General features: G+C 63.0%; 15 protein-coding genes. 5 read left to right on the forward strand and 10 right to left on the reverse strand.

Translation table 11 applies throughout. The annotated features are described in order from the left end of the window. On the reverse strand, positions 1-511 hold a 511-nt coding region (locus GYA94_RS18165), incomplete at its 3' end, for an AlgP family protein (RefSeq protein WP_218031605.1). 270 nt (positions 512-781) lie between these two features. On the opposite strand from GYA94_RS18165, the gene GYA94_RS18170 reads away from it, so the two are divergent. Next, positions 782-1,420: an FKBP-type peptidyl-prolyl cis-trans isomerase gene (locus GYA94_RS18170; RefSeq protein WP_161892824.1), complete on the forward strand. Its 639-nt coding sequence runs from the start codon at positions 782-784 to the stop codon at positions 1,418-1,420. Between the two features lie 9 nt (positions 1,421-1,429). Here GYA94_RS18170 and rsd read toward each other — a convergent pair whose 3' ends face one another. The 7 genes from rsd to GYA94_RS18200 form a co-directional block, all read right to left on the reverse strand. Continuing rightward, positions 1,430-1,900, reverse strand: coding sequence for a sigma D regulator (gene rsd, locus GYA94_RS18175; protein ID WP_161892826.1), 471 nt, complete (start codon positions 1,898-1,900; stop codon positions 1,430-1,432). Between the two features lie 230 nt (positions 1,901-2,130). Beyond that, the gene (locus GYA94_RS18180) at positions 2,131-2,637 is read right to left on the reverse strand and encodes a disulfide bond formation protein B (RefSeq protein ID WP_009682202.1); all 507 of its coding nucleotides are present in this window, start codon (positions 2,635-2,637) and stop codon (positions 2,131-2,133) included. Between the two features lie 221 nt (positions 2,638-2,858). Beyond that, positions 2,859-4,097 carry a heme biosynthesis HemY N-terminal domain-containing protein gene (locus tag GYA94_RS18185; RefSeq protein ID WP_029887267.1) on the reverse strand — a complete coding sequence of 413 codons (1,239 nt, stop codon included), beginning with the start codon at positions 4,095-4,097 and terminating at the stop codon, positions 2,859-2,861. Further along, positions 4,094-5,194, reverse strand: coding sequence for a uroporphyrinogen-III C-methyltransferase (locus GYA94_RS28280; protein WP_047150044.1), 1,101 nt, complete (start codon positions 5,192-5,194; stop codon positions 4,094-4,096). The genes GYA94_RS18185 and GYA94_RS28280 overlap by 4 nt, the downstream gene beginning before the upstream one ends. A 45-nt stretch (positions 5,195-5,239) precedes the next feature. Continuing rightward, complete coding sequence (locus GYA94_RS28285; protein ID WP_255326953.1) at positions 5,240-6,007, reverse strand: uroporphyrinogen-III synthase; 768 nt, start codon at positions 6,005-6,007, stop codon at positions 5,240-5,242. Continuing rightward, positions 6,004-6,945, reverse strand: coding sequence for a hydroxymethylbilane synthase (gene hemC, locus GYA94_RS18195; protein WP_110678957.1), 942 nt, complete (start codon positions 6,943-6,945; stop codon positions 6,004-6,006). The genes GYA94_RS28285 and hemC overlap by 4 nt, the downstream gene beginning before the upstream one ends. 163 nt (positions 6,946-7,108) lie before the next feature. Next, positions 7,109-7,852, reverse strand: a complete 744-nt coding sequence (locus GYA94_RS18200) for a LytR/AlgR family response regulator transcription factor (RefSeq protein ID WP_054912030.1) — start codon at positions 7,850-7,852, stop codon at positions 7,109-7,111. Between the two features lie 296 nt (positions 7,853-8,148). Between GYA94_RS18200 and argH the strand changes: the two genes are divergently transcribed. Next, positions 8,149-9,543 (forward strand): argininosuccinate lyase, encoded by a 1,395-nt coding sequence (gene argH, locus GYA94_RS18205; RefSeq protein WP_029887272.1) that lies wholly within the window; start codon positions 8,149-8,151, stop codon positions 9,541-9,543. Between the two features lie 89 nt (positions 9,544-9,632). Here argH and GYA94_RS18210 read toward each other — a convergent pair whose 3' ends face one another. Then, on the reverse strand, positions 9,633-10,295 hold the full coding sequence (locus GYA94_RS18210; RefSeq protein ID WP_009682192.1) for a glutathione S-transferase: 663 nt from the start codon (positions 10,293-10,295) through the stop codon (positions 9,633-9,635). A gap of 149 nt (positions 10,296-10,444) precedes the next feature. Here GYA94_RS18210 and GYA94_RS18215 point away from each other — a divergent pair, with 149 nt between their 5' ends. Then, complete coding sequence (locus GYA94_RS18215) at positions 10,445-10,744, forward strand: hypothetical protein (RefSeq protein ID WP_110678959.1); 300 nt, start codon at positions 10,445-10,447, stop codon at positions 10,742-10,744. 69 nt (positions 10,745-10,813) lie between these two features. Beyond that, entirely contained in the window at positions 10,814-11,059 is a 246-nt protein-coding gene (locus GYA94_RS18220; RefSeq protein WP_009682190.1) for a TIGR02647 family protein, read from the forward strand. A 155-nt stretch (positions 11,060-11,214) separates the two neighbouring features. On the opposite strand, the gene GYA94_RS18225 is transcribed toward GYA94_RS18220, so the two are convergent. After that, positions 11,215-13,158 carry a cytochrome c/FTR1 family iron permease gene (locus tag GYA94_RS18225; protein ID WP_110678963.1) on the reverse strand — a complete coding sequence of 648 codons (1,944 nt, stop codon included), beginning with the start codon at positions 13,156-13,158 and terminating at the stop codon, positions 11,215-11,217. Between the two features lie 218 nt (positions 13,159-13,376). On the opposite strand from GYA94_RS18225, the gene GYA94_RS18230 reads away from it, so the two are divergent. Next, positions 13,377-13,832 carry an REP-associated tyrosine transposase gene (locus tag GYA94_RS18230; protein ID WP_161892825.1) on the forward strand — a complete coding sequence of 152 codons (456 nt, stop codon included), beginning with the start codon at positions 13,377-13,379 and terminating at the stop codon, positions 13,830-13,832. The last annotated feature ends 37 nt before the right edge of the window (positions 13,833-13,869 follow it).

The raw sequence follows: 13,869 nt of genomic DNA on the forward strand, positions 1-13,869 counted from the left end.
ACGCAGGTTTTGCGGCGGCGGTGGCTTTAGCTGCTGGCTTGGCTGCGGTAGTGGCTCGACCGGCTGGCTTGGTCGCCGGCTTGGCAACAGCTGGCTTGGCCGTTTTGGCTGCACGCTGGTCAAGGGCCTTGGTCGCGGCTTCACGCACTTTGCCTACACCTTGGGCCAACTTGATGCTGTCTTGGGCATCGCGCTTGAGTTGCTGAATGTAGGCGCGCGTCTGCGTTTGACGCTCCTTGAGGGAGTCCAGCAGTTCTTCAAGTTCAGCGCTGGCTTTTTGCGCTTTGGTCTGTGCCTTGGCTTTACCGGCCTTGGCTGCACCTTGCAGTTTCAAGCGAGCGTTGTGCAGTTTTTCCTGCGCTTTGCCACGCTGCTTTTCCAACTTTGCCAGCAGTTTTTCCGCATCAGCCAGCGCTTGCGAGCAGGCTTCTTCCAAATGTTCGAGCAAGCTACCCGAAAGTTGCTGGAGCAGGTGTAACGGCGTACTTACTGGCTTCTTTTTGGCCGACATGGTTTACCTCCTGGCTGACGAGAGTGCGGCTCATACTATGCTTCTGCTGCTACCGCCGCTAGGGCATGTTGACCGTAATAGTTACGCCGCGTTGCATGCCTGGGCAACGTTGTAAGCTTGCAGCTGCGGGTAAGTGTAGATGCTGGACAAAGCCTTGCCGCGCCGCTGCCCTGTTGCGACTCAAAGCCGCGCTCACGCAAAGCCGCGAAAAAGCCAATACACATATTCAACACTGGCATACTTCCACGCTCATTGGCGCAGGAACTGACCATGCCTCGATTTCTTGTTTTAGGTTTATGCCTGCTGGCGCCCCTCGCCCTGGCCGACGGTGATGAGCACGATCTCGCCTACAGCCTTGGGGCCAGCCTGGGCGAGCGGCTGCGCCAGGACATGCCTGGCCTGCAACTGGATGCCTTGGTCGATGGCTTGCGCCAGGCCTACCAAGGGCAGCCGCTGAAGCTCGAAAAGGCACGCATGCAGGCCGTGCTGCAGCAGCATGATGCACAGGAAAGCGATGACGAGGCGCAAAAGCAGCAAGCGGCGGAAAAACGCTTCATGGCCAATGAGCGGGGGCGTTTTGGCGTGCATGAGCTGCCAGAGGGGGTGCTTTACAACGAACTGCAGGCAGGAAGTGGCGCGCAGCCGAAAGCCGGTGGCAAAGTGCAGGTGCGCTACGTAGGCAGGTTGCCGGACGGCTCGGTATTCGACGAGAACCAGACGCCACAGTGGTTCAGCCTGGGTTCGGTGATCGAGGGGTGGCAGGTAGCGTTGCCGCAGATGCACGTTGGCGCCAAGTGGCGCCTTGTCATTCCGTCTGCACAAGCCTATGGAGCCGAGGGCGCAGGCGACTTGATCGCACCCTATACCCCCTTGGTGTTCGAAATCGAACTGCTGGGGGTTGGCGACTGACACCAACCATCAGGCCTGTACCGCGCCCTCTTCCTTGTGCGCGTTGTGCAGCACCTCGATCAGGCAGTCTTCCAGTTCGAAGCGCTCATGCAGCAGGCCACCGAGCTTGCCCAGTTTTTCGCCAAAGCGCTCTGTGTCCTTGCACTCAGCTTTCGCACAATGGTCGTTGAAAGCCAACGCGATCTGCGTGATGTCATTGATGCGTGGGTTGATCTCTTCGGCCAGCTTCAGTGCCTTCTCGTCACCGAAAGCCTTGGCTTCCCTGACCAGCTGCTCGCAGACCTCGAAGTGCCACGCCGAACAGTAGTCCACAAGCAGGCCACAGAAATCCCCGTTCGTATCCTTGTCGGCGAAGGCCAGCTCTTGGGCGCGCAACGCGCGGAAAGACTGCACCAATTCCTCGCGCGCCTTAAGCCAACGATCAATAAGTTCGTGAACCCCACCCCAGCGTTCCTGAGCGTTCTGACAACTATCGAGCATGGCGATCTCTTCCCTTCTGGGTAGATGCCGCTGCACCTCGCGCTGCGAAAGCGCGCACAAAGGTGATATCAGCAGGACGGCATCGAGCAGTTGTGTTTTGAGTATCCGTGCTGCGAGATTATTCCCGCACGTGTTGCCCTTCAAGGTACGCAGTGGACAAACTTCATACAAGTGTTTAATAGCGTGTTACATGGCCATTGGTCATTCTGATGACCCAACCTTGCGCCAGGTCAAGCGCCTGCCAGGGTGCGGAAACGATACGCCAGCAGGCAGCTCGCGGGCAGCGCCGCCAGCAGCAGGAAAGCCAACAGGCTCCACTCGGGAAGGGTCAGGTCGAGAAAACTCCAGCTCAGCGCGCTGCACTCCGGGCCGCCGAATAGCAGTTGCCGGGCCGCCTCCACCCAACCCTGCTCGAATACACGCCCGATCGGCAGCGGGCATGCATCTACAACCCTTTCAGCACCCTGCAGCCAGACCTGCCGCGCGGCCAGCGCCGCCCCGCCCAGCGAACAGGCCAACGTAGCCCATGCGTAACGCCGCAGGCCACGTGCACGCGGTGCCTGCAGCACGCTGGCCAGGCTCAGCAGGGCATACAGGGCTAGCAGCAACCGCTGGCTCAAGCGCAACGGGCATGGCACCAGCCCAAGCATGTTATCCAACTGGAAGGACGCAGCCAGCACTGCCAGTGCGGCCAGGCAAGCAGGAAGAAACAAGGTGCGCAAACGGGCCAGCAGCATGGGTGGTGAAGGTCCCGGGATGAGAGTGTGGCCTGGAACGGTAGAGGAAAGACGGGCTTTGTTTCAAGGCGCTACAGCAACGACAAGTCGCTGAAACGCGTAAGAAATTTCCGTCTATTCGATAGGAGGCGACTGAGGACTGGGAATGCAGATTCAGCATGCAACGGAAGATAAATCACCAGCCCCCATAGCCCGCGCCTTGCCGCGGGCTATGGGGTAGGTCAGGCGCGCACGCCTTCTGGCAGCGGCAACGCCAGCAGGCGTTCGTCGAGCAGGCCAAGGCCCTCCTGGAACAGTTGGTTGCTGCGCTCCGTCTCACCCAGGCCGGCGAGCAGGCGCGCCAGTTCGGCGCAAGCCTCGGGGTTGCGCTCCATGCGCAGGCTGCTTTCCAGGTAATCGCGCGCCTTGCCCCACAGACGGTTCTGCAGGCTGAGGCGGCCAAGGGTGAGCAACAGGCTGGCATCTTGCGGGTGGTCTTTGAGCCAGCCTTCGGCGGTTTGCAACTGGCGCACCGGGTCATCGCCACGCACCAGGCCATACAGGCGAGCCAGATGGCTTTCGTAATTCCGCTTGAGGGCCGTGCGCAGCGCCTGTTCGGCATCACTCTCGGCACCTACCTGGCGTAGCTGTTCAGCGTAGGCCAGCACGAGTTGCGGCTCCTGGCGCTGGGCGGCAGTCAGTTGCTGCCAGGCGCGCTCCAGGGCCTGCCGTGCACTTTGCGCGTCCTCGCCACGGGTTGTGGCCAGGCTCAGGTTCTGGCCCCAGGCGCGCTGCTCGAGGGCAGCAAGCTCGGCGGCCGGTAGAACCTTGCCTTTGCGCAGGTCGGGCAACAGGCGAATCAAGGCGGACCAATCACCGCGCTCCAGGTACAGGCGCTGCAACAGCCGCAGGACCTGGCTGTTGTGCGGGTGGCGCTCCTGCATGGCCAGCAAGGTCTCCAGCGCGCCATCGCTTTCACCCCGGTCCATCTGCAGTTGGGCATGGGTCAGGGCAATGGCCAGTTCTGCCTGTGGCTGGCGCTCCAGGGCACGCTCCAGCAAGTTGTCGCTGTCTTGGCTGCGACCTTGCTCGTTGGCGGCACGCGCTGCACCGAGGTAGTACAGCAAGGGATGGCGCTCGGCCTCCGCGGCACGGTGCAAATGGCGCTGGGCGCTGGCCCAGCGACCCTCGGCCAGGTCGAGCTGGCCCTGTTCGATTGCCAGGCGAATACGCCGGCGGCGGTTGCGCCGCGACCAAGGGTTGACCACGCCGCTGGAGGTCAGCAACAGCCCCACCAGGTAGCGCAGCAACCACAACACCAGAACGACCGCCAGCAGCCCCCCCAACGCCGCCCACAGCCCCGATTGATAACGGAAACCACCGTAGGAAACCAGTACGTAACCGCTGTGCTTGGCGACGGCGACACCCAGCGCAGCAGCGACCACGATGGCCAGTACGGCCAGCAGGTAGACTCGCTTCATGGCTTGCCCCCCTCGGCCTCGGCCGGCAGATGGCGGCGCTGAATGTAGGCCTGCACGGCTGCCAGGCTTTCGCTGAGGTCAGGGGTGACCACCGACACTGGCTGCTCGGCCAAGGCATTCAGGCTGTCGAGCATGGCCTTGCTTTGCGGGTTGTCGGCATTGAAGTTGGCCAGCAGCACGCTGCGGGCATCATCCAGCGCCTGGGTATAGACCTTCGCGTCGCCATTGAGCGCCGCCCACTGGGCCTGCTCGATGGTCAGGCTCAATGCCAGGCGCAACTGGTTGAGCTGCTGCCCGGCCAGCAATGGGCGCACGTTTTCGTCGGCATTGAAGTCAACCTGGAAATACTTGGAGATTTCCGCCCACCACTGCGACAGGCGGCTGACACCGTCGCCATCGGCGGTCAAGGCGCCGAGGGCATCGGCATTGCTGTCGAACTCCGGTGACTGCGCGCTCAGTTGCTGGACCAAGTCACGCTGCGCAGCCAGCTTCAGGAACAGGCCCGTGCGGTCTGGTTGCTGGGTGCTGTTGAGCGTGGCCAGGCTGCGGTTCAGTTGCTCGCGGGCGGCAAAGGCACCTGGGTCGCTCTGCTCGCGCAGGATCTCGTCGGCACCTTCGACCAGGGCCTTGGCGCTGGTGATGTCCTGCAAGGCCGACAGGCGCAGGGTAGCCAGGCGCAGCAGGTGCTCGGCTTCTGCCAGGCGCCACTCCTTGCGGCTTTCGCCGAGCACGGTTTCCAGGCGCTGGCTGAGGCGCTGCTGGTCGCCCTGCAACTGCGCTACCAGCCGCCGGCGGTCTTCCAGTTCGCTGGCGGCTGGCAGGCTGGCCAGTTGCGCACTGATCTGCTGCTCACGCTGTTGCAAGGCCTCGGCGCGCTGGTTAAGCGCCTCGATGTGCTGGCCCTGGTCGAACTCGCTGCCTTGCAGTTGACGCACCTGCCAGGCACCCCAGCCACCTACCGCCACCCCGGCCGCGCCGAGCAGCAAGGCCAGCGCAGCAAGGCCATTGCCGGAGCGCTTGGCAGGCGGGGTGGTAACGGGATCCGCCGGCGTTTGCGCCGACGGCTGATCGTTATTGGACAAGACAGTCTCGCTCACGTATCCATCCTTTGCATGGGGGCGCATCGCGTTCAGCTTAGCGCCTTAAGAGGCAGGTGCAGTGCAAGACTGCACAGCTGCCAGCAAGGCCGCGGCACTGGCGCCACGGCAATCCACAACCTGTTGGGCCCCAGCGGCCCTGGCCTGCCCGGCTACCCGCGGGCTCGGCACGAACAACGGCAACCGGGCCAGCTGTGGCCAATCGGCGCCAGCCAGTTGCTGCAAATGTTCCAAACCCTGCCCACTGCTGACCACCAGGCCATTGAGGCGTTCCGCTTCGATGCGGCGCATCAGCGTGCCTGCGGGATAAACCGGCAGGCAGCGACGATACAGTTCCAGATAATCGACACTAGCACCTTGCTCTGCAAGACGCTCTGCCAGCAGTTCGCGACCTCCAACGCCGCGAACGATCAATACCCGCGCTGCTGGCACGGCAACCGCCTGGCGCAGTGCCGGCAGCATCAGCAGTGCTTCGCTGTCGTCGCCACGCGGCGGGCAACTCACCCTCAGACCCGCCTGCTGCAACACTGCGGCAGTGGCCTCGCCTACGGTGAACCAGCCTTGAACGGGCGGCTGCAGGCTGGCGTTGGCCAACTGTTCCAGCAACAGCCGTGCAGCTGGCTTGCTGACCACGATGATCGCCTGGAAGCCACCAAGGCCCTGCAGCAACGCGCGCTGCCCAGCGTGGATTTGCACGGGTTCGATCTCCAGCAACGGCAGGCAGTGGCTGGCCACCCCCGCTGCCGCCAGGCTTTGCGCCAGCGCCGCACAGTCCTCGGCAGGCCGGGTCAGCAACAGGCGCCATTGGCTCACGGGTGGCCGGCCTCGCCATAGACCTCTTTGAGGATGGCCTCGGCACCCTGCCCCAGCAGATGTTCGGCGACCTCTACACCAAGGGCTTCGGCAGTTGCACGGGGGGCCCGGGCATCGGCCACCAGCAGGGTGCCGCCACTCGGTTGGCCGACCAGGCCGCGCAACCACAGTTGGTCGCCTTCCAGCACCGCGTAGCAAGCGATCGGCACCTGACAACCGCCGTTCAGGCGTTTGTTCATGGCGCGTTCGGCCACCACCCGGTCAGCCGTGTCACGGTGGTGCAAAGGCGCCAGCAAGGCATGGATCGCGTGGTCGGCGCTACGGCATTCGATGCCTACCGCCCCCTGGCCACCGGCAGGCAGGCTGTCGTCGACACTGATGGTGGCGGTGATGCGGTCTTCGAAACCGAGGCGGATAAGGCCGGCGGCCGCGAGGATGATGGCGTCGTATTCGCCGGCGTCGAGCTTGGCCAGGCGGGTGTTGACGTTGCCGCGCAGGAAGCGGATCTGCAGGTCCGGGCGACGCGCCAGCAGTTGGGCCTGGCGGCGCAGGCTGGAGGTGCCGACCACGCTGCCGGCAGGCAGCGCTTCAAGGCTGGCAAAATGGTTGGAGACAAAGGCGTCGCGCGGGTCTTCCCGCTCGCAGATGCAGTACAGGCCCAACCCCTCGGGGAAGTCCATGGGCACATCCTTCATCGAATGCACGGCGATGTCGGCTTCGTTGTCCAGCAGGGCGGTTTCCAGCTCCTTGACGAACAACCCCTTGCCACCGATTTTTGCCAGCGGCGCGTCGAGCAGCTTGTCCCCGCGGCTGACCATGGGCACCAGGGTCACCCGCAGCTCAGGGTGGGCCTGCTCGAGGCGGGCTTTGACGTATTCGGCCTGCCACAGGGCCAAGGCGCTTTTACGGGTGGCAATGCGGATTTCGCGAGTGGACATGAAACGCCCCGATCCAGAGAAATGCCGTGGATCATAACAGCATCGCAAGGATCGCTAGCAGATGTGGATCAGCTAAGGGCCCCTTCAGGGCTGCCCTGCACCCTGACGGTGGTGCCGACCTGCCGGCCAGCAAGGGCCCAGCCCTTGCCATGCGGGCACCGGTTCAGAGGGCCTGCATCATCTTGCGCACACCGGCCACATGACGCCGGCTTACGGTAAGGGCATCGCCGTTCAGGCCTTTGAGGAACAGTTGGAAGTGGCCCAGGGGCGTGCGCTGAAGGCGTTCGATGCGCTCCCGGGCAACCAAGGCATTGCGGTGAATACGTACAAAGCGGTCGCCAAACTCGTCTTCCAGCGCCTTGAGCGGCTCGTCGAGCAGTACTTCCCCACCTTCGTGGCGCAAGGTCACGTACTTGTGGTCGGCAATGAAGTAGACCACCTGGTCCAATGGGATCAGCTCGATACCTTTGCGGGTGCGGGCGCTGATATGACTGCGCGGGCCACCGCCTTCATTGGCCGGCCGCGTCAGTGCCGCCAGTTGCGCCCGGTTGGGTTTATCGGCCTTGCGCAGTGCATCCCGCAGCGCTTGAGGGTGAACGGGCTTGGCGACATGGCTGAGGGTACTGTCCTTGAATGCCTCGGCACTGTATTGGTCATCCCCGGTGCAAAACACCACCGCTGGCGGCGCCTCGCGCTCGCACAGGCGGGCCGCGACCTGCAAGCCGTCCAGGCCTGGCATGGCGATGTCCAGCAGCACCACGTCGGGCTTGAGGCTGTCGATCAGGGTCAGGGCCTCTTCCCCGTTGGTAGCGCTGGGCTCCAACACGGTGTAACCCTCCAGTTCGCCGAGCAGCCGGCTAAGGCGGTCACGGCCTTGGGGTTCGTCATCAACGATCAGGACATTCATAATTGCGCTGGATTCCTGAATGAGTCTCGCACAGGTATAGCGTAGACAGGTGTGGTTCGAGCGACACTGCGGTCACGCTCTAGACCGGTGCGATGGCCAAAGATTCACTCGGCCGGCAGATTCACTGCCAGTCTTCTGTCCAACTGTAGACGGTCCGTGGAACACTGCCGTTCATTCCTTCAAATGATTCACTGCCATTTTCCGGGCATTTCTGTCGACCGGCGCCCTGCGGCAGCCGTCCCAACCCTGTTATTATCGGCGCCACTTTTTCGTTCACGCCTGCAATGAGTGAATCCATGAGCACCGACAAGACCAATCAGTCCTGGGGCGGCCGCTTCAGTGAGCCCGTCGACGCCTTCGTCGCCCGCTTCACCGCCTCGGTCGATTTCGACAAGCGCCTGTACCGCCACGACATCATGGGTTCGATCGCCCATGCCACCATGCTGGCGCAAGTCGGCGTGCTCAGCGATGCCGAGCGCGACACCATCATCGATGGTTTGAAAACCATCCAGGCCGAGATCGAGGCCGGCAACTTCGACTGGCGCGTCGACCTTGAAGACGTGCACATGAACATCGAGGCACGCCTGACCGACCGCATTGGCATCACCGGCAAGAAGCTGCACACCGGCCGTAGCCGCAACGACCAGGTGGCAACCGATATCCGCTTGTGGCTGCGCGATGAAATCGACCTTATCCTGGCCGAAATCACCCGCCTGCAGCAGGGCCTGCTGGAGCAGGCCGAGCGCGAAGCCGAAACCATCATGCCGGGCTTCACCCACCTGCAGACCGCGCAGCCGGTCACCTTCGGCCACCACCTGCTGGCCTGGTTCGAAATGCTCAGCCGCGACTACGAGCGCCTGGTCGATTGCCGCAAGCGCACCAACCGCATGCCGCTGGGCAGCGCCGCACTGGCCGGTACCACCTACCCGATCGACCGCGAACTGACCTGCAAGCTGTTGGGCTTCGAGGCCGTGGGCGGCAACTCGCTGGACGGCGTTTCGGACCGTGACTTCGCCATCGAATTCTGCGCTGCAGCCAGCGTGGCGATGATGCACCTCTCGCGCTTCTCCGAAGAGCTGGTGCTGTGGACCAGCGCGCAGTTCCAGTTCATCGACCTGCCGGACCGCTTCTGCACCGGCAGCTCGATCATGCCGCAGAAAAAGAACCCCGACGTGCCAGAGCTGGTACGTGGCAAGACCGGCCGCGTGTTCGGCGCCTTGACCGGCCTGCTGACCCTGATGAAAGGCCAGCCGCTGGCCTACAACAAGGACAACCAGGAAGACAAGGAGCCGCTGTTCGACGCTGCCGATACCCTGCGCGACTCGCTGCGTGCCTTTGCCGACATGATCCCGGCGATCAAGCCCAAGCACGCCATCATGCGTGAAGCGGCGCTGCGTGGCTTCTCTACGGCTACCGACCTGGCCGACTACCTGGTACGCCGTGGCCTGCCGTTCCGCGACTGCCACGAAATCGTTGGCCATGCGGTGAAGTATGGGGTGGATACCGGCAAGGACCTGGCCGAGATGAGCCTGGACGAACTGCGTCAGTTCAGCGACCAGATCGAGCAGGATGTGTTTGCGGTACTGACCCTGGAAGGGTCGGTGAATGCGCGTGACCATATTGGTGGTACGGCGCCGGCGCAGGTGCGGGCTGCCGTTGTTCGTGGCAAAGCCCTGTTGGCGTCTCGCTAAGCCCCAAGGCGAGGGCTTCGCCCTCGTTCGCGGGCACGCCCGCTCCCACAGTGGGAGCGGGCGTGCCCGCGAAGGGCTCAACACCAGGCTCAGCGCTTACCGCTGCGAATCATCTCCATGAAGGCCGGCATCGCTGCCTCCTTGTCTGCCACGATCCGCGCCATGTGCGGGTTCTCACCCATCAGCTGGAGCAACGCCTTGGCTTGCGGAAAGTCCGCCAGCAGGTCGATGTTCAGCACCTTCTTACCCACCGCATAAGCCAGATCGACCGAGAAGCAGAACATCAGGTCTGCCAGCGTCAGTTGCTCACCCGCTACATACGGCGCAAAGCGCCCGTTACGCTTGAGCGTGGCGAAGCCGGCCAGCAGGTCGGTACGTGCCTTATCCTTGACCAGTGGCTCTACCGCCATGCCAAAGAAGGACTCGGCGTAGCAGGTACGGGCTGGCAGCTCGATGTACAGTTCAATTTCCTTGAGCAACTCGCGTACCTTGGCCTGCTGGAACGGGTCGGCCGGCAGCAGCGCCTTGCCGCCCTGAGTCTGCTCGATGTAGTCGAGGATCACGCTGGTTTCGCTGAGAAAACCGTGTTCGGTTTCCAGCACCGGCACCTTGCCCCGCGGGCTCACTTCCAGCGCCTTTGGCGCCTGGCCGCCGTAAAAGGTGACCTCTTCGAAAGGCAGGCCTTTTTCCAGCAGCGCCAGCTTGACCATGTTGTAGTAGTTGCTGACCGAGAATCCATGAAGCTTGAGCATGAAGTAACAGCCTCCGGGCCGTAAGGGGTTTGGCTCGGCTTTTATAGACCGTAAGCCTGTTCCTGACTAGCGTCATGCACCTCGTCAATGCCCGGGCATTGCCGCTACAGGCGTGGCACACTGTGCATCCCACCACAGGAGTACCGCCAATGAGCGAGCCCACCGACATCGACAATGACGACGAAGCCTTCGCCGAGGCAACGCTGACCCAAGCCATCGAGAACCAGATCGAAAGCGGCGAGCCGCCGGCGGCCAAGGCCACTTTCAACAAGCTGACCCTGGTTGGTTGGGAACGTGAAGACATTCTCAACGTGATGGCCCATGTGCTGGCCTACGAGATTGACAACATGCTGGCAGAAGACCGCGCGTTCAACGGCGAGTGGTACGAAAATGCCCTGCGTGCGCTGCCCGAGCTGCCACCTGAGATGGATCAAGGCGAGTACGAATAACCCGGCTACACTCGAAGATCAGGCACCGTAGAAAGTGCCGTAATCCTCGTCTGGAAGTCAGGAGTTACCATGCCTTTTACCCCCGATCTTATCGATGAAATGGAAGTACTCGCGCTGTTCAAGCACGACAGCAGCCAGGAAGGCATCAAGATAACCAGCACCGCATCCCCCGCCCTGGTCGCCGCTGCGCAGCGCCTGCATGAAAAGGGGCTGACCGATCAACCGGATGGCGGCTACCTGACCAGCCTGGGTCATGACGCGGTTGAAAGTGTGCAGTTGCTGCAGAATATTCTCAAGGCGCCGCAGCCTGCCTGAGTGCCCTTCGCGGTCAAGTGTGTAGGAGCGGCCTTGTGTCGCGGTCGGGCCGCAGAGCGGCCCCGACAATTTGTGCAGCGCTGCCGAAATCCTGGGGCCGCTTTGCGGCCCGATCGCGACACAAGGCCGCTCCTACAGGGGGACGGCGCAAGGTTTTAGTTAGCAGTTGCCCTGCGCTTCTCTGCCAGGCGCGAGCGCCCGTACAGCAAGATGATCGCCAGCAACGCCACCGCCTGCGCCGACAGCGAGTAGACGTCGGGATGAATCCCCAACCAGTCAAACTCGAAGAACGCTACCGGGCGCGTGCCCAGCACCCCGGCTTCTTGCAGCGCCTTCACGCCGTGCCCGGCGAACACCACTGACAACGTGCACAGCAGTGCCGCATTGATGCTGAAGAACAGCGTCAGGGGCAGCTTGGCCGAACCGCGCAATATCACCCAAGCCAGGCCCACCAGCAGCACCAATGCCGTGGCGCCGCCTGCCAGCACCGCCTGGTGCCCGGCAGGGCCCGCCTGCAGCCACAAGGTTTCATAGAACAGGATCACTTCGAACAACTCGCGGTACACCGAGAAGAACGCCAGCACCGCGAAGCCAAAGCGCCCGCCACCACTGACCAGGCTGTTCTTGATGTAGTCCGTCCACGCAGCGGCGTGGCGTCGGTCGTGCATCCATACCCCAAGCCACAGCACCATCACGGCCGCAAACAGCGCCGTGCAGCCCTCCAGCAACTCACGCTGGGCACCACCGACATCGATCACATAGGCCGCCAGCGCCCAGGTAGCGAAGCCAGCGACCAGCGCCAGGCCCCAGCCGATGTTGACGCTGCGTACCGCTGACTGCTGGCCGGTGTTGCGCAGGAACGCCAGGATCGCCGCCAGCACCAGAATCGCCTCAAGGCCTTCACGCAACAGAATCAGCAGGCCAGAGACATAACTCAGCGACCAGCTCAGGCCGTCGCTACCCAGCAGCTTTGCCGCTTGCTCAAGCTTGACCTTGGCTTCGCCCAGGCGCTGCTCGACTTGGCCCACGGGCAGGCCATCCTGCAAGGATTGGCGGTAAGCCATCAGCGTCTTTTCAGTGGCCTTGCGCGCCTGGGTATCGATGTTGTCCAGCGAGCTTTCTACCAGCTCGAAGCCCTCAAGATAGGCCGCAACCGACAGGTCATAAGCCTGGTCGCGGTCGCCTGTACGGTAAGCGGCCAGGCTTTTGTCGAGCGTACTGGCGGTGTATTCAAGCAATTGCGCAGGGCCACGCTTGACCTGCGGCGGCTGGGCACGCTGGGCGCGGAATGCTTCCACGGCCGCGGTGCCTTCGTTGGCGGCGATTTCGGCCGGGGTCTGGCGGGCCAGGTCGGCGATGTTCCAGGTTTTGTCGCCTTTGCCGGCTTCCGCCTTGGCGGTGAAGCTGGCGATGTAGGCCGCCACGTCCCAGCGCTGGCGGTCGTCCAGCTGATCGGCAAAGGACGGCATCTCGGTGCCGTCGATGCCCAGGGCAAGGGTGTTGTAGAGGTCGAACAGGCTCAACTGGTCAAGGCGCGCGACGTCGCGCAGGTTGGCCGGCGCGGGCTCCAGGCCGACGCCTGCCGGGCCATCGCCCGCGCCGCTTTCACCGTGGCAGATGGCACAGTTTTGTGCGTACAGGGCAGCACCACGGGCCGGGTCCGGGGTGATTATCGGGGCTTGGCTCACCTCATAAGCCACCGCAAGGCGTGCGCCCAGTTGCCGGGCCTGCCTGGATACCGCTGGGCCGTCCAGACGCTGGTCGATGGCCTGGCGCAGCGCTTGCACGCCCTGCTCCAGTGCCGCGTGCTCGGCATTTGCAGGCAGGCCTTTGACCAGTTCGGCCAGTACCGCGCCGAACTCGCGCTGCTCGTCGTATTCGCCGCTGTCGACCACCTTGCCGTCACTCACGGTTGGCGGGTAGTCGGCACCAATGTAGTCAAGCAGGTGCAGGGCCTTGGTAGCCTCGGCGGGGGCTTCGGCCAATGCCGCAGCGCTGCACAGCGCCAGCACCGTGCCGAGCAATAAAGCCGGCAGCCAGGCAAGCGGACGGGAACGGGTTTTCATGGCCAGTCTCGAAGGGAATGCGAAAGAGAACATTGTTCACTTCCACTTTGCTTCACTCAAGGGTGCTGGGCGGATTTCATGAAAAATCTTGGTACAAATAAGATCAAGCGGGATGGCACGGTACCTGGGGGCAGGCTTGCCGGCGATGAAGGAGGCACCGATGCCACAGGAAACACCGGGTACCAAATGATTCACCGCGGGTAGGTCCTTACCCACTAGCCTGTTGAGCCACTATTCAAGAGGCAGGGAACATGGATCGTCCCCATTCAAAGCAGCTACGGCTTGGCCGGTTTTCGGAAACCCGTCGGTTGTATTTGCTTACCAGCACCACCCTGGCAAGAGCCCCAATCTTCAATGACTTTCGCTCAGCCCGCTTGCTGGTGGCCGAGTTCCGCCAGGCTGAAGAGGAAGGTAGCGCCCGATCGCTTGCCTGGGTGGTGATGCCTGACCATTTCCACTGGTTGGTCGAGCTCGGGCCGGCCAGCCTGAAGCGGCTGATGCGCAGGGTGAAGTCCCGTAGCACCATGATGATCAACAGGCATCGAGGGCGAAGCGGCCAGCTCTGGCAGAAGGGGTTTCATGACCGGGCCGTGCGGCGTGAGGAGGATGTGCAGGATGTGGCGCGGTATATCGTCATGAACCCCAAGCGGGCGGGTCTTGTTACGAGGGCTGGGGATTATCCGCATTGGGATGCGATTTGGCTCTGACCAGATGTTGCCTGCGGGGGCCCTATCGCAGGCAAGC

The organism is Pseudomonas juntendi, from assembly GCF_009932375.1.
GTDB lineage: Bacteria > Pseudomonadota > Gammaproteobacteria > Pseudomonadales > Pseudomonadaceae > Aquipseudomonas > Aquipseudomonas juntendi.